Below are 22,273 nucleotides of genomic sequence, written 5' to 3' on the forward strand. Positions count from 1 at the left end.
TGAACACCCAATTATAATGAGTCTATGGCTAGATTACCTGCGACATCCCCACGCTCCTCACGCAATGTGCGTAACGGACCTTCTCCCCTGCAGTCCCGGCTGTCAGGTTTGCTTCGCGAAGCACGCTGGATCGTCTTTGCAGCCTTGGCTGCCTGGCTGGGTTTGGTGCTTGCCACCTGGAACCCGGCCGATCCTGCCTGGTCGCATTCCGTACACGCCACCACCACCATGAACCGTGGCGGAACGCTCGGCGCCTATATTTCTGATTTCCTTCTGTTCCTGTTCGGATATTCGGCCTGGCTGTGGGTTGTGCTGCTGGCACAACGCGTAGTATTGGGTTTTTATCGGCTCACGCACATTCTTCTACCTAATAAAGAAGAGCCTTTGCCCAGGCTGCACTGGGAAGTGGGCATAGGCTTTTTCCTGTTGTTTGTTGGCGCCATGGGCACCGAAGCACTGCAAATGACACAGTTTGGCGTTCACTTGCCAGCGGGCGCAGGCGGCCAATTAGGGCAACTATTGGCCGGCGGCATGGCTTTGGCCATGGGCACAGCAGGGTGCACAATATTGCTGCTGGTCTTTGTGGCCGTAGGCGCCAGTCTCTTCTTCGGGTTTTCCTGGCTGCATCTGTCCGAGCGGGTGGGTCTAGCCATTGAAAAGTCCATACGCCGCCTCATCGACTTCAAGACGGCGCGCGATGACCGCAAAGTCGGCCAGGTCAAAAAGGCTGAGCGTGACGAAACGGTGGTGGCCAAGCAAGAAAAACTGGTCCACGAGCAACCGGTGCGCATTGAACCGGCCATCACCACAGTACCCAAATCAGCACGTGTTGAAAAAGAAAAGCAAAAAACGCTATTTACCGCCACCGTCGAGGGCGGTGGTTCTGGCGATTTGCCGGCAATCAGCTTGCTTGATATGCCGGTCGATAACCTTGAAACAGTCTCCCCCGAAACCATCGAGTACACCTCGCGCCTGATCGAGAAGAAGTTGTCCGACTTTGGGGTAAGTGTCGTGGTGGTGGCGGCCCAGGCCGGCCCCGTGATTACTCGCTACGAGATCGAGCCGGCCACTGGGGTGAAAGGCAGCCAGATCGTGAATCTGGCCAAAGACCTGGCCCGTGCGCTCAGCCTGGTCAGCATACGAGTGGTTGAAACCATACCTGGCAAGAACCTGATGGGGCTGGAGCTACCCAACCCCAAGCGCCAAATGGTCAAGCTGTCCGAAATCATTGGTTCGCAAACGTATCATGCCAGCAGCTCCATGCTGACCATGGCGCTGGGCAAGGATATCGCTGGTAATCCGGTGGTGGCCGATCTGGCCAAGATGCCGCACTTGTTGGTGGCGGGTACAACTGGCTCAGGAAAGTCGGTCGGGATCAATGCCATGATTCTGTCGCTGCTGTACAAGGCCGATGCCACGCAGGTTCGTCTTATCCTGATTGACCCAAAGATGCTTGAAATGAGCGTCTATGAAGGTATTCCGCATTTGCTTGCGCCAGTAGTCACTGATATGCGCCACGCCGCCAACGCCTTGAACTGGTGTGTGGGCGAAATGGAGAAACGCTATCGACTGATGAGCAAAATGGGCGTACGCAATCTGGCAGGCTACAACAATAAGATACGCGAGGCGATCAAGCGGGAAGAACCCATACCCAATCCGTTCTCCCTGACGCCCGATGCGCCCGAACCCTTGGCACCGCTACCCATGATCGTGGTCGTCATCGACGAGCTGGCTGACTTGATGATGGTGGTAGGCAAGAAAATCGAAGAGTTGATTGCCCGCCTGGCGCAAAAGGCACGCGCCGCCGGCATACACCTTATTCTGGCTACTCAGCGGCCCAGCGTGGACGTTATCACGGGCCTTATCAAGGCCAATATACCTACACGCATTGCGTTTCAGGTGTCCTCGAAAATCGATTCGCGCACCATCCTGGACCAGATGGGCGCTGAAACACTCCTGGGCCAGGGCGACATGCTGTATATGCCACCGGGTACGGGTTTGCCTGTTCGCGTGCATGGGGCTTTTGTGCACGACGATGAGGTCCACCGGGTGGTTGACTCTCTGAAAGAGCAGGGCGAACCTAATTATGTGGACGGGCTGCTCGAAGGTGCGCTAGAAGGCGAGACCGGCGACGGGGTGGGTAGCGTGACCGGGTTTGCCGACGCCGAATCCGATCCCCTGTATGATCAGGCCGTCGAGGTTATTTTGAAGAACCGGCGTGCGTCAATTTCGTCGGTCCAGCGTCATCTACGCATAGGCTATAACCGTGCTGCACGTCTGCTCGAGCAAATGGAGCAGGCCGGGCTGGTGTCACCCATGCAGTCCAATGGCAATCGTGAAATTCTGGTTCCGGCGGGGAGTGGATCAAATGAAGATTAATACTGGTTTCAAGCAGTTTCTGGTCGCAGCCACACTGGCGGTCAGCCCGCTGCTGGCCTGGTCGGCGCAGGCGCCCGAACAGCTCGAGCAGTTCATCGCCCAGGTAAAGTCGGCCACCGGTGACTTTACCCAGCAAAGCCTGGGCCAAAATGGCCAGGGTAAGCCTGCACAGTCAGGCCAGTTCTCGTTCAAGCGACCGGGGCAATTCAAATGGTCGGTTATAAAACCCTACGAACAACTGATCATTTCCGACGGGAAAAAAGTTTACCAATACGATCCCGATCTGGCGCAAGTTACTGAACGAGGCGTCGATCAATCCATAGGTGCGTCGCCAGCGGCTATTTTATTTGGTTCGGGTTCGCTTGAAGAAGCCTTTACCATTTCCAGTCTGCCGTCCAAAGACGGCTTCGACTGGCTGCGAGCTCAACCGCGCGGTGCCAATGCAGGTTTCACGCATGTTGATATTGGTTTCAAGGACGCCATGCCGGCCCGGCTCGAGCTACTCGATTCCTTTGGTCAAACCACGCGCATAGACCTGAACAATATTGTGGCCAACCCTCAGTTGGGTGCTGACGAATTTTCCTTCACACCGCCGGCCGGTGTCGATGTCGTCAAAATGCAGTAGGCCTTTATGGCAAGCTCGCAAGATTTGTTTTCCAGTGCAGCCAGCATGTATGCGCATGCGCCCCTGGCCGAGCGCATGCGTCCCAAGACACTGGCTGATGTGGTGGGGCAGGCGCATTTGCTGGGGCCAGGCAAGCCTTTAAGGGTTGCATTTGATTCGGGCCGACCTCATTCCATGATTTTCTGGGGGCCACCAGGGGTGGGCAAGACGACGCTCGCCCGACTGATGGCCGATGGCTTTGATGCCCAGTTCCTGGCCATTTCAGCAGTGCTGGGCGGCGTCAAAGACATACGCGAGGCGGTCGTCTCGGCCCAGGTTGCGCAAGGGCAGGGCCGACGCACCATATTGTTTGTCGACGAGGTCCATCGATTCAACAAGGCGCAGCAAGATGCCTTTTTGCCTTATGTAGAAAGCGGTCTGTTCACCTTTATTGGTGCAACCACCGAGAATCCCTCTTTTGAAGTCAACTCGGCTTTGCTTTCGCGTGCACGCGTCTATGTGTTGCAGTCCCTGGCGTTGGAGGAATTGCTGCTGCTTGTCGAGCGTGCCGTTGTTATTCTGAACCAGGATGGTGAACCCTTGCAGTTCGAGCCGGCCGCATGCGAGCAACTGGCCGGCTGGGCAGATGGCGATGCGCGACGGGTAATCAATGCCATGGAAGTGGTGGCCGAATCGGCCCGAGGCGCGGGTCGCCGCCTGATCGACAGTGAGTGGCTGGAAACCTCCTTACCGCAAAACTTGCGCCGCTTCGACAAAGGCGGTGACGCGTTTTACGACCAGATCAGCGCTTTGCATAAAGCGGTGCGCGGCTCAGATCCCGATGCGGCCTTATATTGGTTTGCGCGTATGCTGGATGGCGGCGCCGATCCCAAGTATTTGTCGCGCCGCATTGTTCGCATGGCTATCGAAGACATTGGCCTGGCCGATCCGCGGGCGACCGAACTGGCCCTGAGCGGTGCCGATATCTACGAACGGCTGGGCTCACCCGAAGGAGAGCTTGCGCTGGCTCAGGCCGTCGTCTACCTTTCTTGTGCAGCCAAGTCCAACGCAGTTTATAACGCCTACAAGCAGGCTCGGCGCTACGCTGAAGAAAATGGCAGTGCCCCTGTGCCCATGCATCTGCGCAATGCGCCTACCAAGCTCATGAAAGAACTCGGGCATGGCCATGCCTACCGGTACGCTCACGATGAACCACATGCCTATGCAGCGGGCGAGCACTATTTTCCCGATGGTTTGAGAGCACGCTTCTATCGGCCGAGCGATCGGGGGCTTGAGGGTAAAATCTCCGAGAAGCTGGCCTTTTTGCGCGAACTCGACAAGCAATATGGCAAGGGCTGAGGTCCTCTTAATTTTTTCACTTTTGGTTATTTATGCTAGACCCTAATCAGTTACGTAAAGATTTGCCCGTCGTCGTCAAGGCGCTGGAGTTGCGTGGTATTGCCTTCGATACCGAGCGGTTCAGTCAGTTGGAGGCCCGTCGTAAATCGGTGCAGGTCGAAACCGAGGCACTGCAGGCTCGACGCAATGCGGTGTCCAAGCTGATTGGCCAACTGAAATCCAAGGGCGAAGATGCCAGTAAAGAAATGGCCGAGTCGCAGGAAATACCTGCACGCCTGAAAGAGCTCGAAAATGAACTGGCCGACGTGCAGGGCGAGTTGAATGCCTGGCTCATGACCATACCGAACCTGCCCCACGCCAGTGTGCCGGCGGGTCAAGACAGCGACGACAACATTGAAGTGCGCCGCTGGATTCCACCTGGTCTGGCAACTGATGCTGACGGCAATCCGCAGCCTCTGGACTTTGAGCCCAAAGACCACGTAGAGCTGGGTGAGCCGTTAGGACTCGATTTTGATACGGCACGCAAGCTGTCAGGAGCACGGTTCATGATGTTGCGGGGCCAAATGGCACGCCTGCATCGCGCGCTGGCGCAATTCATGCTCGATCTGCAAACGACCGAACATGGCTACCAGGAATGCTATACACCCTATATTGTCAATAGCTCGACACTGTTTGGTACAGGGCAGTTGCCTAAGTTCAAGGACGACATGTTCTGGGTCACCAAAGGTGGTCAGGACGACGAAACCTCTGCGGAGCAGGAAGAGTCAGCTCAAGAAGATCTCTATCTGATTTCCACATCAGAGATCACGCTGGCTGGCTCAGTGCGTGACACCATTGTGGCGCTTGACGAGCTGCCTGTGAAATTGACGGCACATACACCTTGCTTCCGGTCTGAGGCGGGTAGCGGTGGGCGCGATACCCGGGGCATGATACGCCAGCACCAGTTCGACAAGGTCGAAATGGTGCAAATTGTGCATCCCGATCATTCCTACGATGCCCTTGAAGAGATGGTCGGCCATGCCGAAACCGTGCTGCAACGGCTGGGTGTAGCCTATCGTGTTGTATTGCTATGTGGTGGCGACATGGGCTTTGGTGCCGCTAAAACTTACGACCTCGAGGTCTGGCTGCCCGCGCAAAATACCTGGCGCGAAATTTCCTCTGTATCCAATTGCGAAGCTTTCCAGGCTCGTCGCATGCAAGCGCGCTATCGCCCCGAAAAAGGCAAGCCTGAGTATCTGCATAGCTTGAACGGATCCGGCCTGGCCGTGGGTCGCGCTCTGGTTGCTGTACTTGAAAATCATCAACAGGCGGACGGTAGCATTCGCATTCCCGAAGCGCTGCGTCCATATATGGGCGGAATAGAGCATTTGTCCGTGCAGGGTTAAGCATTTTCGACATGGGGCAAATCGGTATGCAGCCAACATAAGGCAAAAGGAGTAGACATGGATCTTGAGTTGCGTGACAAAGTCGTGCTGGTCACCGGCGGCAGTAAAGGCATAGGCTTGGCCTGTGCGCTTGCTTTCGCCCGTGAGGGTGCAAAGGTGGCTATTGCATCGCGCAGTGCCGACAATCTTGCGGCAGCTCGGGCAGAGCTTGAGCGGGCTGGATATCAGGTCTACACCCATGCCGCCAATTTAAGTGACGCCGATGATGCGCAGAAGTTGGTCGATGCCGTTGAAGCCCAGGTAGGGCCAATTGCCGTGCTGGTGAATTCCGCCGGAGCAGCCCAACGCTATGCCCCGGCCACACTGACGCCGCAGTCGTGGCGCGACGCCATGGACGCCAAATATTTTCCCTATATCAACGCCATGGATGCCACGATCAAGAAAATGGTTGGCCGAGGCAAGGGTGCCATCGTCAATATCATCGGTGCTGGCGGAAAAGTGGCCAGCCCCTTCCATATACCGGGCGGCTCTGCCAATGCGGCTCTTATGCTTGCCTCGGCCGGCCTGGCCAACGCCTGGGGCAGCAAGGGCATACGCGTCAACGCAATCAATCCAGGGGCGACCCATACCGAGCGGGTTCAGGGCGCATTGAAAGCCGAGTCGGAGTTGACCGGCAAGTCAACCGCCGAATTGCTGCAGGCACGAGAGCAAAGTATTCCGCTTGGCCGCTTGGCCAAGCCAGAAGAGGTGGCAGATGCTGCGCTATACCTGGCTTCCGAACGAGCCAGCTATGTGACTGCAGCGCTGCTGACCATGGATGGTGGCTTGCATCCCATAGGAGCCTGAAGTCAGGTAATAATGAGCCTGCGATGGCGTTTGTGCCTGATGGGCTTGGTTCCAGGTATTGCATAGTTTGCACGGCTGACTGGCCGATGCGCATGGTGGTCTGCAGAGAAGTCCTGGTCTTTTTGGGGGCCTGCAATTTGTCTGTTGGCTGCTGTGCTCATGCCAATCAAGCTTTGCCCGGAATCAAGCGTGCTGTCGTCTTCATAGACAGTTGGAGATGACAGGGTCAACACGCTGAAGATGGCAGCAACCCATATCACGAGTGACAGCAAAGACGCCATACCTCCGTTCAGGCTGGCGTAGCCGGTGGCTTCAGAAGCGTGAATATGGAGCAGGGAAGATAAATAAGGAACGTGTCCCAGGCCTTCGAGCAAGAGATTGCCCGGAATGCGGTATACCCACTTGGCTGCTTCCCAGAGTTCCCACGCGCTGTAGGCTCCGTTGCCGTTCAGGTCGATGGTCCATACAAAGGATTGGATGTTCATGACGGCTCCTTGTTCAGCCGGCCAGGCAAGCCATTGTGCCTGGACCTAAACAGGGGCAATTGGCCCCATTCCCAATACATCACATGACACATCCTTACTATAGGCCTATGTAAGGAAAATATGCAACATTTCTTAAGCTCCAGCCGCTGGCCGGCATTTCAATGAAAAAGGCCCTTGAAGCGATTCAAGGGCCTTTAAGCATTCGTTGGCGGACAGGGTGGGATTCGAACCCACGGTACGGGGTTACCGTACGCCTGATTTCGAGTCAGGTACATTCGACCACTCTGCCACCTGTCCTGTTTGCTGCACTTGCCTGACCACAGCGTTTGGTTCGGTCGAAAACCAAACATGGCTAAAGGCAAGTCCGCTATTCTAGCAAGAAATAAAAAAATATCATAATGACCTATCTGCGTTGTCGGCGGGCCATTATGGTGTACTTGCCAGGCAGTACACTAAGACTGGAAACTGGATTTTTTGAACCGAACAAGAAAGGAATATTATGCTTAAAGGTAGAAATGCAGTCGTAACCGGCTCAACCAGCGGTATTGGTCTGGCGATTGCCCGTGAACTGGCTGCCAACGGCGCAAACGTGGTGATTAATGGTTTTGGTGACGCTGATGCCATCGAAAAGGAAAGAGTCAATCTCGAGCTTGAATTCGACGTCAAGGCGTATTACATCAATGCCGACCTGATGCAGGCGCAGGCCACACGCGACCTTATCGAGCAGTCCGTCAAGGCTTTGGGCAGCATTGACATCCTGGTCAATAATGCCGGTATCCAGCATACCGATCTGATTGAAGATTTTCCGGTAGATCGCTGGGACGCCATTATTGCCCTGAACCTGTCGGCAGTTTTCCACGGCACGGCGGCGGCGTTGCCTTACATGAAAAAGCAGGGCTGGGGGCGCATTATCAATATTGCTTCCGCTCATGGCCTGGTTGCCTCGGCTACCAAATCCGCCTATGTGGCTGCCAAACACGGTGTTGTGGGTCTGACCAAGGTCACCGCGCTCGAAAATGCCGGCAATGGCGTCACCTGCAATGCGATCTGCCCGGGCTGGGTGCGTACGCCGCTCGTTGAAAAGCAAATCGAGGCCTTGGCACAGAAGAGCGGTATAGATACCGATGCGGCCGCTAAAGAGCTGTTGTTTGAAAAGCAGCCCTCATTGCAGTTTGTGACGCCCAAGCAACTGGGTGGCGCGGCGGTATTCCTGGCATCCGAAGCGGCTGACCAGATGACCGGCACGACTTTGTCGCTGGACGGCGGCTGGACGGCGCGCTAAAGGAAGCTTCGATATGCTGTTGTTATTGTCTCCAGCCAAAAAGCTGGATTACGATTCGCCTGTTCGTAGCACCTTGCATACCCAGCCGTTGTTTGTCGAGCAGTCGACTGAGCTCATCAAGGTCCTGAAGAAAAAATCCGCTACGGATATCGCAGGCTTGATGAAGTTGAGTGATACGCTGGCCAAGCTTAACGTCGAGCGTTACGCGGCCTGGAAGCCTGTGTTCAACCAGACCAATTCACGTCAGGCGGTTCTGGCTTTCAATGGTGATGTATACGAAGGCCTTGACGCATCCAGCTTGTCCGACGTCCAACTGAAGTGGGCGCAGGATCATCTGGCTCTGTTAAGTGGCTTGTATGGCGTATTACGTCCACTCGATCTGATGCAGCCATATCGACTCGAAATGGGTACGAGGCTGGAAACCAAAAAAGGGAAGAACCTTTATGATTTCTGGGGCGGCTCCATTGCACAATATCTGAACCAGCGTCTGGCCGAGCAGTCTGCGGGCAAGAAGAAGGAAGCGATTGTGCTGAACCTGGCATCCGAAGAGTATTTCAAGTCGGTTGATCGGGCTGTGTTGCAGGCCAGGGTGGTGCAGTGTGTGTTTCAGGATTATAAAAACGATGCCTGGAAGGTGATCAGCTTTCATGCCAAACGCGCACGCGGGCTGATGGCTCGATATGCCATCGAGCACAAGATCAACACCGTTGAAAAACTGCAAGGGTTCTCGGCCGAAGGCTACGCTTACACAGCAGCTGAGTCCAGTGCCGATAAGCTGGTGTTTCGGCGCAAAGCAAAAGCCTAGGGCCATCGATAGATAGCGGTCAACACGCTTGCACTTCAGGCGTGTTGACCAATCCTAGTTGTCCAGGCCACGCATTTCCTGTCTGATTAGTGCCGATGCCTTGACCATCTGCCGTAGTGGGTAAGCCAGGGTGGCCAGCTCCCCGTCGGTTTCTATCGAAGTCGGCGGATTGGCGTCCTGGTCATTCAAATAGCGCCCCGTCGCGTCCAGTGATTTCTGTATGCCTTCAGGCACAGTAGGCAATTCGGCGAGCACGGGTATGGCCGAGGTGATCTGGGACGCCAGTACATGGTTCTGTATCAGCAGGTTGTTCAGCTCCGGAACATTCGCCTGGCGTTTGATGGGTTCATCCATCATGCGGTAAAAGGCGGCGGCGAAGTTGCTGAAGGCAATATGCATGTTCTTGCGCGCCACGCGCCAGGCGACCTCGGCCTCATGCTGCTCAGCATTCAATGTTTGGATATCGACAGGCGCGGCATAGTGGCTGTTTGAGGGCGCTTGTGTACTGGCTTGCGCAGCGGCCTGGGCGCGAGTCAGTTCGGCATAGCGTAAGCCGGTGTTAAAGAATTCAAGATTGGCTTTCCTGGCTGCCTTGGCCAGCGAGGCCATGTAACGATGCTCCCACCATGGCAGGATATAGCTGCATAGCAGTGCCAGGCCGCAACCCACCACGGTATCGATCATCCGTTCGCCGATGACAGCATTGGAGCTTGGCGACAGGAAGTGAAATACCAGCAGCACGAATACAGTATTGAAAATGGCCGCAGCCATAAAATTGACCTGTATCAGGCTATAGCCCAATACGCAGCAAACGACGAGGACGGCGAGGTAGATATCGCTGTTTTGCGTACTATTGAACAGAATCAGGGCCAGCGCGCAGCCTATCAGCGTGCCGGCTAGGCGCCAACCATTGCGCTGCCGTGTCAGGGCGAAGCCGGGTTTCATGACCACCAGTACAGTCAGGACTATCCAATAGCTGTGCGCGCTCAGGCCGGGCACCACTCGCGTCAAGGTGCCCAGATGTGACCAGAGTGCAGATACGCTCATGGCGAGCAGGGCGGCAATGGCCACGCGGCAGGCATAACGGAAATGCGAGGAATCCAGCCTGAGGTTGCTGGTCAGCATGCCTATCCGCCACTTCTTGCGCGACAAGAATCGATAGAGTGACTTGTCGAGACGTTTGTCCACGAGTTCGGTCTCGGCGCTCAGGCTGGTGTGTGTGGCCATGCGGTCTACCAGCCGGGTGGCATTGCGCAAGCGGCGCAACACCTGTACCAGCAGGGCGTAGACTTCTGGATCGCGTTCGACGATGCCATCACGACGATAGGTTTCAAGCTCGTATTCGAAGGCTCGCAGTTCGGCCTTGACGCTATTCCTTTCTCTGACGTGTTTGTCGCGGGCAATATTCAGTGCAATATGCTCTACGTTTATGGATAGCTTCTTCAAGGCATCCCGCGCGAAAATCAAGGCATCACTGTCGGGCAGGCAGCGGCGCAGCGTGGCGTAGTCAGTATGGGTGGCTACCAGGCTGTCAAGCAATGCGACCATGTCTATAAAAACATTCAACGATGCGGTATGCAGGCGACTTGCCTTGCTATGGCCTTTTGGCAATTCCCGCAAAATGGTGTCGCGAGCAGCCTGGTGCTTGTCCGTCATGGTTGATTGGGCATGGATGAGCGTTCGATAGCTGTCCTCGAGATCGGTGTTGACATCATAAAAGCGCGATCTTGCTGCCATATAGTCGGCTGTGGCAAACAGTGCTACAGATAAAGCTTGTTGTTCATCGCGATGCCACATCAGACGGTGCACGACAAAGCTGTATATAAAATAGAAAACCCCGCCTATGAAGGAATAGGCTGTGTGCTCAAGCACCTGGTGCGGAGCCAATGGCTCGCGCATGGTGAGCGTCATGATCAGCAGGCAGGCAAATCCCAGCAATCCACCTTGACGGCCAAACACCGTAAACATGGAAAACAGAAAACACAGCGAGGGCACCACCAGCCAGATCAGCAGACTGTGTGATGAAGCCAAACCAGTGATGAAGGCGGTCAATGAGCCCAGGAATATGGCGGCCAGCATGCTGTTGGTGCCATAGCGTCGAGGCCCGCCCGGCTGGTCGATGATGGCCACGCAGGCAGCGCCAATGGCGGCAATCATGCCTATGGCATGCATCTGAAAAATGCCAGCCAAAATGAGGGCAGGCAGCAATACACCGACAGCCTGTCGCAGGCCACCAGAGAAATAATGACTGTATAAAAAGCGTTGCAGCTGGGGGGTGTATGAGGTCATGCACGGCTCAAAGCTGTAGTTGTGAGCAGTATAGAGGCAAGCGTCCGGTTTTGGCATACATGAGTCATACACTATTCATTGACTTCATAGAACGATCGTTCTATGATTTCTGCAAGAGGGAGGATGGCTGACATGGACAACAAACTACGCCTTGATGGCAAGGTTGCGCTGGTTACCGGCGCCGCTGGTGGATTGGGCGAGCATTTTTCACGTACGCTGGGTGCTGCAGGTGCAAAAGTCGTTGTGGTGGGGCGCCGTTTGCAGCCTCTTCAAGACCTGGCCTCGCAGCTGCAAAAAGAGAACATCCAGGCGCTTGCCCTGTCCATGGATGTAACCGACCCGGCCAGCGTCAAGGCGGGGTTTGATCAGGCACAGGCTGAGTTCGGGCTGATCAATGTGGTGGTGTCCAATGCCGGCGCGGCAACTGATAAACCCGCCTTGACCCTGAGCACCGAAGAATGGTCGCAGGTTGTAGATATCAATCTGAAGGGAAGTTGGGTCATATGCTCTGAAGCAGCCCGGCGTTTGGTCGATGCCAGTCAGCCAGGCTCCTTGATCAACGTCACCTCCATTCTCGGGCATCGTGTGGCAGGCTCAGTGTTGCCCTACACCACATCAAAAGCCGGGCTCGAGCACATGACACGTGCCATGGCCCTGGAGTGGGCGCGCTACGGTATACGCGTCAACGCTCTGGCGCCCGGGTATATATCCACACCACTTAATTCCGAATTTTTTGCCTCCGATCTTGGCAAGGCCTTGATTCGCCGCATTCCGCAGCGACGCCTGGGAACTCCTGCTGATCTGGAAGGCGCTTTGCTGCTGCTGGCGTCCGATGCATCGGCCTACATGACCGGCAGTTCTATCGTGCTCGACGGAGGGCACTTGCAGTCCTCCCTTTAACCAGAGGTTATACGCAATGGACTTTACCTTATCGACCCGCGGTGAAACATTCCGCAGCCGCATACAGGATTTTGTTGAACAAGAGCTGCTTCCCCTCGAAGAGCAGGCCAGCTCGTACGACGAGCACGAAAACATCAGCGAAGATATGCTGCAGGCCATGCGCCAGAAAGCCAAGGCGCAAGGTTTATGGTCGTTGCAAACCCCATGTGAGCTGGGTGGACAGGGCCTGAGCACAGTTGAAATGGCTGCATGCTACGAAGCCATGAACCGGTCTATTTTTGGTCCGGTGGTGTTCAATTCGGCAGCGCCCGATGACGGCAATATGATGGTGCTCAGCAAAGTGGCCACTGAGGCCCAGAAAGAGCGCTGGCTCAAACCCATTGTAAACGGTGATGTCCGGTCGTCGTTCGTCATGACCGAGCCGGCGCCGGGTTCGGGTTCAGATCCATCCATGATGCTGACCAATGCGGTGCGCAAGGGTAACGACTGGGTAGTCAATGGTGTCAAGCACTTTATTACCGGTGCGGGTGTCGCCTCCCATTTCATTTTGATAGCCCGTACTTCCGATGACACCCGCAAAGGTCTGTCGGCTTTCCTGTTCCATAAAGATGACCCGGGTTGGGAAATTGTGCGCCGAATTCCCATTATGGGGCCTGAAGAACATGGTGGGCACTGCGAGTTGCGTTTCACCGATATGGTCATCCCCGACGAAAACCGCTTGATGGAAGTGGGCGATGGCCTGAAGCTTACACAGATACGTCTTGGGCCAGCACGCCTGACACACTGCATGCGCTGGCTAGGGCTGGCGAAGCGTTCGCTGGAAATTGCATCGGCCTATGTGTCCGAGCGTGAGTCTTTCGGCATTAAGCTGGCTGACCGCGAGGGCGTCCAATGGATGCTGGGCGAGGCCGCCATGAATATACAGGTAGGGCGTTTGCTGACCATGCACGCAGCCTGGAAGCTCGACCAGGGTGACTTTGCACGCAAAGAGGTCTCTATGGCCAAGGTGGCTGTTTCCAATACCTTGCAGCAGGCTGTCGATACGGCTATTCAACTGTGCGGTGCCCGAGGTTATTCCAAAGATACCAGGCTTGAATGGATCTACCGTTATGCGCGTCAGGCCCGCCTGGTGGACGGTGCATCCGAAGTGCATAAAATGGTCTTGTCCAAGAATCTGCTCAAAGAAGGCGGTGACTTCTGGTCATGGGGTTGATCGGGCAAGCCGCGCATCATAAGGAAAACGCATGAAGGCCTCTGATATCAGCCAGGCGCTGGCGCTGTATGTACAGCGCCAGACCGGGGCCGAACAGGTTTCGGTGACGGGGTTCTCCCGCCTGTCGGGCGGCGCGATACAAAGTAATTATGCACTGTCGTTGTTGTGCGCGGGCGGCATCATGCCTGGGCCGCTTGAGCTGGTCGTGCGCAGTGATGCGCCGTCCAAGGTTGATGTGAGCATGACACGCGAACAAGAGTTCGAGGTGCTGAGCGTTGCCTACGAGGTTGGCGTGACCGTGCCTCGCCCCTTGTGGCTGTGTGCCGACGAATCGGTCATAGGCCAGGCCTTTTGCATCATGTTGCGTGTGCCTGGCACCGCATCGGGTCGGCAATTGGTGCGCGGAGCGCTGACTGAAGAGCAGTCCAGGCAGCTGGTGCGTCAGCTAGGGCACGAGCTGGCCTGCCTGCACAGGGTCAGACCGCCACAAGAGCGCCTGACTTTCCTGCCGTCTCCCGGCCAGGTGCCTGCCCTGGCGCGTGTACACGAATATCGCAGTGCGCTTGATGCCATCCCCGAGCCTCATCCTGTATTGGAGTGGGCCTTGAACTGGCTCGAGGATCATGCCCATGACAGCAGCGATATCACCCTTTGTCATGGCGATTTTCGCACCGGCAATTACATGGTGCATGAAGGTCAGATCAGTGGCGTGCTCGATTGGGAGTTTGCGTCGTTCAGCGACCCCTACGAAGACCTGGGCTGGTTATGTGCCCGCAGTTGGCGTTTTGGCGTTAACGATAAGGCCGTGGGCGGAATCGGGCACAAAGACGATTTGTTCCAGGCATATGCCCAGGCTTCGGGCAGGGCGGTGGATGCAGATAAAGTGCTTTATTGGGAAGTCATGGGCATGACACGCTGGGCCGTCATTGCCTTGCAGCAAGCGCAGCGTCACTTGTCGGGCGAACAAACCTCGCTCGAGCTGGCGCTGACTGGTCGTTTACTGCCTGAAATCGAGTTTGACTTGCTGAATCAAATCCACGAAATGGAGAAAAAAGCATGAGCAATCGCCCGCATGGCAATGAACTGCTTACGGTGGCACGTCGCGTATTGCTCGACGACCTGTTGCCTCTGCTGCCCACCGATAAGACCTATGATGTATTGATGATTGCCAATGCGATGGCCATCTCGGCGCGCGAACTGCAGCGCCAGGGTGAGCGCGACGAGCATGGTGATCACGCCATTTCCCGGTTTTACGAACAGATTGGCGTGTCTCCTGCAGCAGAAAGCACCGAGCAAGCACTGGCCGCACAGATACGGTCACGAGCCATTGCCGCCAATCATCAAGGCCAGTTGCACGCGCTGTTGCTATCCTTGACGCGCGCGAAGCTTGCACTGTCCAATCCGAAATACCTTGCCTAGTGTCGTGGCGTCCAATGGGAAAACTCATGAGCAATAAGTATCAGCATGGTCTTGATAAAAGCGCAGCCAATTATTCCAGCCTGACACCGATCAGTTTTCTGCAACGCTCTGCGGGTATCTTTCCCAATAAGCTGGCCGTCGTTGATGACGACATGATGCTTACTTACGCCGAGTTCTACCGGCGCTGCCGCAGCATGGCCTCGGCCTTGAGCAATATCGGTGTTAAAGCCGGTGATACGGTATCGTTGCTGTGCTTCAATACTCACGAACTGCTCGAAAGCCACTACTCGGTTCCCATGATAGGTGCGGTGCTTAATGCGCTGAACACCCGGCTGGATGCCGCAACATTGCGGTTTATTCTTGAGCATGGCGAATCACGCCTGCTGTTTTACGATACCGAGTTCGAGCCTTTGGTGCAGCAGGTGGTGGCGGGTATGGAATCCCCTCCCTTGCTGGTCGCCATAGCGCGCCTTGCTGGTGTGTCGCAAGGGTTGTCGGCTTTGTCGTACGAAGACATGATTGTCGCCGGCGACCCCGACTATGCATGGACCAAGGTCGATGACGAATGGGATGCCATTGCCTTGAACTACACCTCGGGCACTACCGGCAACCCCAAAGGCGTCGTGTACCACCACCGGGGTGCTTACCTGGCTGCCATGAGCAATGCCATGGCGTTCAACATGACGGCAAGCACGGTCTATCTATGGACGTTGCCCATGTTTCACTGCAACGGCTGGGCCTATACCTGGGCCATCACGGCAGTGGGCGGTACGCATGTATGCCTGCGCAAAGTGCAGGCCGATCATGTTCTGTCACGCATACAAGATCACAAGGTCACCCATCTGTGCGGTGCGCCTATCGTACTGAATATGCTGCTTAACGATTTCCACAAGAACGGCCATACTCTGGACGAGCCAGTGCAGTTTGCAACTGGGGGCGCAGCGCCTCCCAGCCCAGTCATCCGCAGGGCGCAGGAAATCGGTTTTGACATTACCCACTTGTATGGCCTGACTGAATCCTACGGGCCTTCTGCATTGTGTGTATGGCAAAACGACTGGGCAGGTCTGGCCACCGACGCGCTGGCACAAAAAATGGCCAGACAAGGTGTGGGTACGCTGGCAATCGACGAGCTCGCCGTCGCCAATCCGGATGACGGCAGTTTCGTGCCTCCTGATGGCCAGACGCTAGGCGAGCTGCTGATGCGCGGCAATACGCTGATGAAAGGCTATCTGAAGAATCAGACAGCGACTGATGAAGCCTTCCGCGATGGCTGGTTTCACACAGGCGACCTGGCCGTCATGCATCCCGATGGCTATGTCGAGGTCAAGGACAGAGCCAAGGACATTATTATTTCAGGCGGCGAGAACATTTCCAGTCAGGAAATAGAAGAAGTTCTGTACCGCCACCCCATGGTGCTGGACGCTGCTGTGGTGGCCATGGCTGACGAGAAATGGGGCGAAGTTCCTTGCGCATTCATCACACTGAAGGATGATGCCGAACAGGCCAGCGAACAGGCGTTTATCGATTTTTGCAAACAGAATATGGCCTCGTTCAAGGCGCCCAAGCGTATTGTTTTTGGCGAATTGCCCAAAACCTCAACCGGGAAAATCAGAAAGAACGTGTTGCGTGACGGGCTGTCGCGGCCAAACTAAGCCGTAGGCTCTATTGACGGAGGTAATGCTATTGAAGAGAAATATCAGGTAGTTTAAGTAGCAACATAATAGATACATTGCGTACATTACATATAACGGAGACATCGCATGTTCAAGTTTTTTGCCAAACAACCTTTAACAGCACTCGTTCTGGCGGGTGCATGCAGTCTGGCGCCAGCTCAGGCAGCAGAAGAACCCATACGCATCGGCGCCATTTACATCATGTCGGGCAGTGCCGCCAATTACGGCAAGTTTGCTCAGCAAGGCATACAGCTCGCTATGGACGAAATCAATGCCTCAGGCGGTGTGCTGGGACGCCAGTTGGCCTTGCAGCTCGAGGACGGGCAAGGTAAGGCTTCGGTGGCGATACAGGCAGCCCGCAAGCTGGTGTACCAGGATAAAGCCGATGTACTGATGGGGCTCGATAGCTCCGGGGTGGCGCAAGGCCTGGCCCCTGTACTGCCCGAGCTTGGTAAGCCGTTCATCATTACCCACGCCGCCACGCCTGATGTAACGGGCAAGCTGTGCAACGCCTATACCTATCGTATCAGCGTCAACGTGCACCAGAACATGACCGGGGCTGCTGAAATTGCTGCCAAGACCGGAGCAAAAAAATGGACCACTATCGGTCCAGACTATGCCTTCGGCCATCAATCCTGGGAATTTTTCGGCAAATACCTCAAGGAAAGAGTGCCTGATGTCGAGCTCATGAGCGAAACCGCCTTCCCTCGATTTGGTGCAGAAGATTTCACGCCATTCATCAATGGTGTCATGGAAAACAAACCAGATGGCGTATTGATTTCCTTGTGGGGGGGTGATCTGGTCAACTTTGTACGTCAGGCCAACAGTCGGGGCTTCTTTGATCAGGGCTTCGAAGTGCTGCTTACCGTGGGTGCTGCCACCGAGGTCTTGAGTTCGCTGGGCGAGCAAATGCCCGAAGGGGTATGGCTGGGTACACGCTATTGGTATGGTGCCCACGACAACGAACTGAACAAGAAATTCGTTGCCAACTACAAGCAAAAGTACGGTACACCGCCCAGCTATAACGCCGAAGGCGCCTATGTGGCAGTTCATGCCTTCAAGGCTGCCATTGAAAAAGCGGGCAAAACGGATGGCAAGGCTGTTGTCCAGGCGCTCTCGGGCCTGAGCCTCGAAACTCCCACCGGCACCCTCACGATACGGGCTGGCGACAATCAGGCGTTGATTGGCCCAACCTGGGGCAAGACTGGTGCAATGAACACCGAGGACAAGATACGCTCGCTGACTGATGTGCAGTTCTTCGATGGCAACAAGATCACGCCACCTGTTGATCCAGCCTGCAAACTGTAATGTGCTCGCCCGTTCTATAGAACGAATCATCCGCTTCGGCTCGCCATGCCGGAGCGGATGCCATAATCGAAAGGGGATGTTATGAGCAGTTTAGGTATGGCTTTGCTTAACAGCCTGGATATCGGCTTGCTGCTGTTTGTCATAGCCGTGGGCTTGAATATTATTTTTGGTGTGCTGAACATCATCAATTTTGCCCATGGTGCCTTGTATATGCTGGGAGCATACCTGGCATATTCATGCGTTATTTTGCTGGGTATGCCGTTTTGGCTGACCCTGCTGGTGGCCCCCCTGGGCGTGGCGGTGCTGGCTATTGCCATCGACCGCCTCATGCTGCGCTTCATCTACGAGCGCGAGATTTCCGACAGCTTGCTGCTGACTTTCTCACTCTTGCTGATCATTAATGAGTCAGTGCGCCTCATATGGGGAACGGGTATACACGTTATAGATCCGCCAACCCTGTTGCAAGGAACCGTCACATTGCCAGGCGGGATTACCTATCCCTTGTACAGTCTGTTTGTGGTGACCGTGGGTCTGCTTATATTGTTCGGCCTCTGGTATTTGTTCAACCGGACCCGGGTCGGAAAAATCATGCGGGCTGCCGCACTCGACCGTGAAATGGCCCAGGTGCTGTGCATAGACACCAAGCTCGTGATCACCGGCGTGTTCGCCTTCGGGGCATGGTTGGCCGCTGTGGGCGGTGTCGTGGCGGCGCCCATGCGTGCGATCGATCCGGGTATGGGCGACAAAATCATTATCGAAAGCTTTATCGTAGTGGTCATAGGCGGGCTGGGCAGTTTCCCGGGGGCCTTGCTGGGCGCCGTCATACTGGGCCTGATGTATGGGTTGGGCGGTCGCTTCTTTCCCGAAGTCAATCTTATCCTGCCATTTATCGGCATGGCCATCGTGCTGCTGCTCAAGCCGCACGGCCTCATGGGTAAAGGAGCATCGGCATGAGAAACACCATCACGCTGGGCGTCCTGGCTGTTGTACTGGCGCTTTTGATTGCCTTGCCCTGGATTGCACCCTTTTTCTATATTTTCATCGCCACAGAAATCCTGATACTTGGTTTGCTGGCGGCTAGTTTCAATCTGATCTTCGGTTACACGGGCATGCTCAGTTTCGGTCATGCCGCGTTTTTCGGCATAGGGTCTTATGCGACGGCCATGTTGTTGCAGTCTGTGCAATGGCCATTGCTTGCCTGCCTGCTGGTGGCGGTGCTGGCCGGTGCTTTGCTGGCCCTGATCATTGGGTTCTTTTGTGTACGTTTGAACGAAGTGTATTTTTCGATGCTCACCCTGGCTTTCGGCATGATGGTGTATGCAGTGATCCATCAGTGGCGCTCAGTCACCAACGGTAGTGATGGCATCGCGGGCTTTGCGGTTCAGTCGCTAGGGCTGGGTATAGACGTGACGCTCGGCAACCCGGCGGTGTACTACCACGTGGTTCTGGTACTTGTTGTGCTGGCCACGGCCTTGCTGTACCTGATTTGCCGCTCCTCGTTTGGTCTGATTCTGCGGGCTATCCGGCAAAACCCCGAGCGGGTGGCGTTCTGCGGCCTGAATGTACGCAGCTATCGGCTGGCGGCATTTACCATTGCCGGTGCATTTGCCGGCCTGGCGGGTGGACTCATGGCGCCTTTCCTGCGCATTGCCAGCCCCGAGCTCCTGCATTGGTCCATGTCGGCTGAGCCCGTTCTCATGTCCATACTGGGTGGTACAGGTTATTTTCTGGGACCGTTTTTTGGGGCAGGCATGTTCGTGCTGCTTGAAACCTGGATCACCAGCATGACGCACGCCTGGATGCTGGTGCTAGGTATTATTCTTGCGCTGATGGTGATGTTTTTCCGGCGTGGCGTGCTGGGTACTTTTCTGGATTGGCTGCAGGAGCGTAAATGACTGAACCACTTTTGCAGGTCAAGAACCTGACCAAGCGCTTTGGCGGTGTAGCGGCTGTGTCGGGCGTGTCGCTAGATGTGTTTCCACGCGAAACCCTGGCCATTATCGGGCCTAATGGGGCAGGCAAGACTACCTTCTACAATATGCTGTCCGGACGCATGACGCCTACCGAGGGCTCCATCGTTCTTGAAGGAACCGACATCACCGGTCTGCCGCCACAGCGCATCAGCCGTATGGGCGTATCGCGGTCGTTCCAGATCAACAATATTTTCAGCGAAATGACCGTGCGTGAGAACGTCGAGGTAGCACTGTCTGCCTACCATGGCCATAGCCGGCGCTGGGCCAACATTGCGACGCGCAACAAACCCATACAACAAGAGGCTGACAGTATTCTTGAACGGCTCTCGTTGTCTGATCTTGCACATCGCCGGGCGGGTGTCATCAGTTATGGCGACAAACGCCTGGTCGAAATAGCCGTAGTGCTGGCCACGCGACCCCATCTGGTGCTGCTCGATGAGCCCACTGCGGGCATGACACCCGATGAAACCCACAGGGTGACAGCCCTGGTGAAATCATTGGCCAGTACAGGCAACTATACCTTTCTGATAACCGAGCACGACATGAGAGTGGTGTTTGATGTGGCGGACCGCATACTGGTGATGCACAGGGGGCAGAGCCTTGTGCTGGGTACGCCCCAGGAAGTCAGAGCTCATCCCGAGGTGCGCCGTGCTTACCTGGGCGATGCCGACGAGGAGATGGCACCATGATTCTTGAAGTAGATAATATTCATACTTATTATGGCGAAAGCCATGCTTTGCAGGGGGTGTCCCTGACACTGCAAGAGGGCGAAACCGTGTGCCTGCTGGGCCGCAATGGTGCGGGCAAAAGCACAACGCTGCGCAGCATTGTCGGGCTGACACCTCCGCGTAGCGGACGAGTTGTGTTTCGGGGCAAAGATATCGCCGGCCAGCCTGCCTACAAAATCGCCCGGCAAGGGGTTGGCCTGGTCCCTGAAGATCGTCGTATCTTTCCTGGTCTGAGCGTCCGGGAAAACCTCGAGGTGGCCCGTTATCAGCGCCCAGGCGAAGCACCTTCGTGGTCGATTGAACGCATATTCGACGAGTACCCCATGCTCGCTGAACTTGCCGATCAGGATGGGGCCACCTTGTCGGGCGGACAGCAGCAAATGCTGGCGGTGGCACGCTCTTTGATGAGCGAGCCGCGCCTGCTACTGCTGGATGAACCCAACGAAGGGCTGGCTCCGGTTATTGTCAAGCAGATAGGCGCGCTGATCGATGCCTTGTCCGCCACGACCACTATTCTGTTTACCGACCAAAGCGTGCATTTTGCACTGAAGCACGCGCGGCGAGCCTATATTCTGGAAAAAGGAATGATTGTTCACGAAGCCAGCAGCCAGGAATTACTGGCCGATACCGATACGCAGCAACGCTATCTGTCGGTTTAGCCCTACCGTACACTTGCGCGATTCAAGCACAGAGGGAGCCATGTAATGATCGCTGATTTTGAGTCCTTCAAGATCGAGCTGAGCCTATCAAAAATCGAAATTTGCCGCGAGCTATACCATTTGAACCGCGATATGATCCGCATAAAAAAAGAGCATATTGCGGTCAAGAACCTGCTGCGCATCATCAATTCAACACTACGGCTGACCAGTGCCAAGGGTTTTCACGCCATGTCGCTGCGCGATTTGTGTGCTGACTCGGGTTTCAGCATTGGCGGTCTGTATGCATACATCCGCAGCAAAGAAGATCTGGTTGGCCTGATACAAGGCCATGGTTTCCTGCTGACCCGTCGCACCATGCTGGACTACACCCGGGATGTCATTGTGCCGCGCGAAAAACTGCTGGCGGCGGTCAAGGCGCATGTTTACCTGAGTGAGCTGATGCAGCCGTGGTTTTATTTTTCTTTCATGGAAACCAAGAGTCTGCCGGACAAGCAGAAAAAGGAAGCCATTGCCATTGAGCTCGAAGTCGAGACCATTCTGTGCAATATCATCCAGGACGGGGTCGCAGCAGGTGCGTTTCGCGACATCAACGCCCGTATGCTTGCGTCCCTGTGCAAGGCCATGATGCAGGACTGGTATCTGAAGCGGGGTAAATACAGCAAGCAGGATGTCAGTGCAACGCAGTACGCAGAACTGATAGGAACGGTGCTTGAGCGCTATCTGTCCCCCGATTTGCCTCTCAAGGCCTAACGCGCTACATTAGCGTGTTGGTTTATTCAATTATCCCGATTAAACCTGTCAAGGCTCTGTGCGCCGGGCTATCCGCCCGGTTTTTTGCGCCTGTAATAATTTGCTGTTGGCCGCGTCACAAGCGTGTGTTGCCAAGGCTTCCGTTTCTACCTCCCGCGTTCACATGAACGTTAGTGCTGTGTTTCGATAAGTTCGAATCCGGTCAGCAAGGTGTCT

General features: G+C 55.5%; 20 protein-coding genes and 1 tRNA gene. 18 read left to right on the forward strand and 3 right to left on the reverse strand.

What is annotated here, in order from left to right:
- Positions 1 to 24 precede the first annotated feature (24 nt).
- Genes ERD84_RS07470 through ERD84_RS07490 form a run of 5 tightly spaced genes read left to right on the forward strand, consistent with a single transcriptional unit; the run spans position 25 to position 6,573 of the window.
- Complete coding sequence (locus ERD84_RS07470) at positions 25 to 2,379, forward strand: DNA translocase FtsK (protein WP_130039021.1); 2,355 nt, start codon at positions 25 to 27, stop codon at positions 2,377 to 2,379.
- A complete protein-coding gene (lolA, locus tag ERD84_RS07475) occupies positions 2,369 to 3,004 on the forward strand; it encodes an outer membrane lipoprotein chaperone LolA (RefSeq protein ID WP_130039022.1) in 636 nt (211 codons plus the stop codon). Before ERD84_RS07470 ends, lolA begins: the two co-directional genes overlap by 11 nt.
- A 6-nt stretch (positions 3,005 to 3,010) precedes the next feature.
- On the forward strand, positions 3,011 to 4,342 hold the full coding sequence (locus ERD84_RS07480) for a replication-associated recombination protein A (RefSeq protein WP_130039023.1): 1,332 nt from the start codon (positions 3,011 to 3,013) through the stop codon (positions 4,340 to 4,342).
- A 32-nt stretch (positions 4,343 to 4,374) separates the two neighbouring features.
- Positions 4,375 to 5,727, forward strand: coding sequence for a serine--tRNA ligase (gene serS / locus ERD84_RS07485; RefSeq protein ID WP_130039024.1), 1,353 nt, complete (start codon positions 4,375 to 4,377; stop codon positions 5,725 to 5,727).
- Between the two features lie 57 nt (positions 5,728 to 5,784).
- Positions 5,785 to 6,573: an SDR family oxidoreductase gene (locus tag ERD84_RS07490; protein ID WP_130039025.1), complete on the forward strand. Its 789-nt coding sequence runs from the start codon at positions 5,785 to 5,787 to the stop codon at positions 6,571 to 6,573.
- 2 nt (positions 6,574 to 6,575) lie between these two features.
- On the opposite strand, the gene ERD84_RS07495 is transcribed toward ERD84_RS07490, so the two are convergent.
- Positions 6,576 to 7,058 carry a hypothetical protein gene (locus tag ERD84_RS07495; protein ID WP_130039026.1) on the reverse strand — a complete coding sequence of 161 codons (483 nt, stop codon included), beginning with the start codon at positions 7,056 to 7,058 and terminating at the stop codon, positions 6,576 to 6,578.
- A gap of 206 nt (positions 7,059 to 7,264) precedes the next feature.
- A tRNA-Ser gene (locus tag ERD84_RS07500) sits at positions 7,265 to 7,355 on the reverse strand.
- A 202-nt stretch (positions 7,356 to 7,557) separates the two neighbouring features.
- Here ERD84_RS07500 and ERD84_RS07505 point away from each other — a divergent pair.
- Complete coding sequence (locus ERD84_RS07505) at positions 7,558 to 8,340, forward strand: 3-hydroxybutyrate dehydrogenase (protein ID WP_130039027.1); 783 nt, start codon at positions 7,558 to 7,560, stop codon at positions 8,338 to 8,340.
- A 13-nt stretch (positions 8,341 to 8,353) separates the two neighbouring features.
- Positions 8,354 to 9,145, forward strand: a complete 792-nt coding sequence (yaaA, locus tag ERD84_RS07510; RefSeq protein WP_130039028.1) for a peroxide stress protein YaaA — start codon at positions 8,354 to 8,356, stop codon at positions 9,143 to 9,145.
- Positions 9,146 to 9,199: 54 nt separating this feature from the next.
- Here yaaA and ERD84_RS07515 read toward each other — a convergent pair whose 3' ends face one another.
- Positions 9,200 to 11,434, reverse strand: coding sequence for an FUSC family protein (locus ERD84_RS07515; protein ID WP_130039029.1), 2,235 nt, complete (start codon positions 11,432 to 11,434; stop codon positions 9,200 to 9,202).
- Between the two features lie 132 nt (positions 11,435 to 11,566).
- Between ERD84_RS07515 and ERD84_RS07520 the strand changes: the two genes are divergently transcribed.
- The 11 genes from ERD84_RS07520 to ERD84_RS07570 all read left to right on the forward strand — a co-directional run bounded on the left by ERD84_RS07520 (position 11,567) and on the right by ERD84_RS07570 (position 22,057).
- Positions 11,567 to 12,334: an SDR family NAD(P)-dependent oxidoreductase gene (locus ERD84_RS07520; protein WP_180001928.1), complete on the forward strand. Its 768-nt coding sequence runs from the start codon at positions 11,567 to 11,569 to the stop codon at positions 12,332 to 12,334.
- A 16-nt stretch (positions 12,335 to 12,350) separates the two neighbouring features.
- Entirely contained in the window at positions 12,351 to 13,547 is a 1,197-nt protein-coding gene (locus ERD84_RS07525) for an acyl-CoA dehydrogenase family protein (protein ID WP_130039031.1), read from the forward strand.
- A gap of 31 nt (positions 13,548 to 13,578) precedes the next feature.
- Positions 13,579 to 14,607 (forward strand): phosphotransferase family protein, encoded by a 1,029-nt coding sequence (locus ERD84_RS07530; RefSeq protein WP_130039032.1) that lies wholly within the window; start codon positions 13,579 to 13,581, stop codon positions 14,605 to 14,607.
- A complete protein-coding gene (locus ERD84_RS07535; protein WP_130039033.1) occupies positions 14,604 to 14,966 on the forward strand; it encodes a DUF6285 domain-containing protein in 363 nt (120 codons plus the stop codon). The genes ERD84_RS07530 and ERD84_RS07535 overlap by 4 nt, the downstream gene beginning before the upstream one ends.
- Positions 14,967 to 14,992: 26 nt before the next feature.
- Positions 14,993 to 16,618, forward strand: coding sequence for an AMP-binding protein (locus tag ERD84_RS07540; RefSeq protein ID WP_130039034.1), 1,626 nt, complete (start codon positions 14,993 to 14,995; stop codon positions 16,616 to 16,618).
- Positions 16,619 to 16,726: 108 nt separating this feature from the next.
- Positions 16,727 to 17,947 (forward strand): ABC transporter substrate-binding protein, encoded by a 1,221-nt coding sequence (locus ERD84_RS07545; protein ID WP_130039035.1) that lies wholly within the window; start codon positions 16,727 to 16,729, stop codon positions 17,945 to 17,947.
- Positions 17,948 to 18,028: 81 nt separating this feature from the next.
- Positions 18,029 to 18,901 carry a branched-chain amino acid ABC transporter permease gene (locus tag ERD84_RS07550; RefSeq protein ID WP_130039036.1) on the forward strand — a complete coding sequence of 291 codons (873 nt, stop codon included), beginning with the start codon at positions 18,029 to 18,031 and terminating at the stop codon, positions 18,899 to 18,901.
- On the forward strand, positions 18,898 to 19,842 hold the full coding sequence (locus ERD84_RS07555; RefSeq protein WP_130039037.1) for a branched-chain amino acid ABC transporter permease: 945 nt from the start codon (positions 18,898 to 18,900) through the stop codon (positions 19,840 to 19,842). The genes ERD84_RS07550 and ERD84_RS07555 overlap by 4 nt, the downstream gene beginning before the upstream one ends.
- Entirely contained in the window at positions 19,839 to 20,609 is a 771-nt protein-coding gene (locus ERD84_RS07560; protein ID WP_130039038.1) for an ABC transporter ATP-binding protein, read from the forward strand. The genes ERD84_RS07555 and ERD84_RS07560 overlap by 4 nt, the downstream gene beginning before the upstream one ends.
- Positions 20,606 to 21,307, forward strand: coding sequence for an ABC transporter ATP-binding protein (locus ERD84_RS07565; protein WP_130039039.1), 702 nt, complete (start codon positions 20,606 to 20,608; stop codon positions 21,305 to 21,307). The genes ERD84_RS07560 and ERD84_RS07565 overlap by 4 nt, the downstream gene beginning before the upstream one ends.
- Before the next feature lie 45 nt (positions 21,308 to 21,352).
- Entirely contained in the window at positions 21,353 to 22,057 is a 705-nt protein-coding gene (locus ERD84_RS07570) for a TetR/AcrR family transcriptional regulator (RefSeq protein ID WP_130039040.1), read from the forward strand.
- Positions 22,058 to 22,273 lie beyond the last annotated feature (216 nt).

It is taken from the genome of Pollutimonas harenae, from assembly GCF_004153685.1.
Taxonomy (GTDB): Bacteria; Pseudomonadota; Gammaproteobacteria; order Burkholderiales; family Burkholderiaceae_B; genus Pusillimonas_C; species Pusillimonas_C harenae.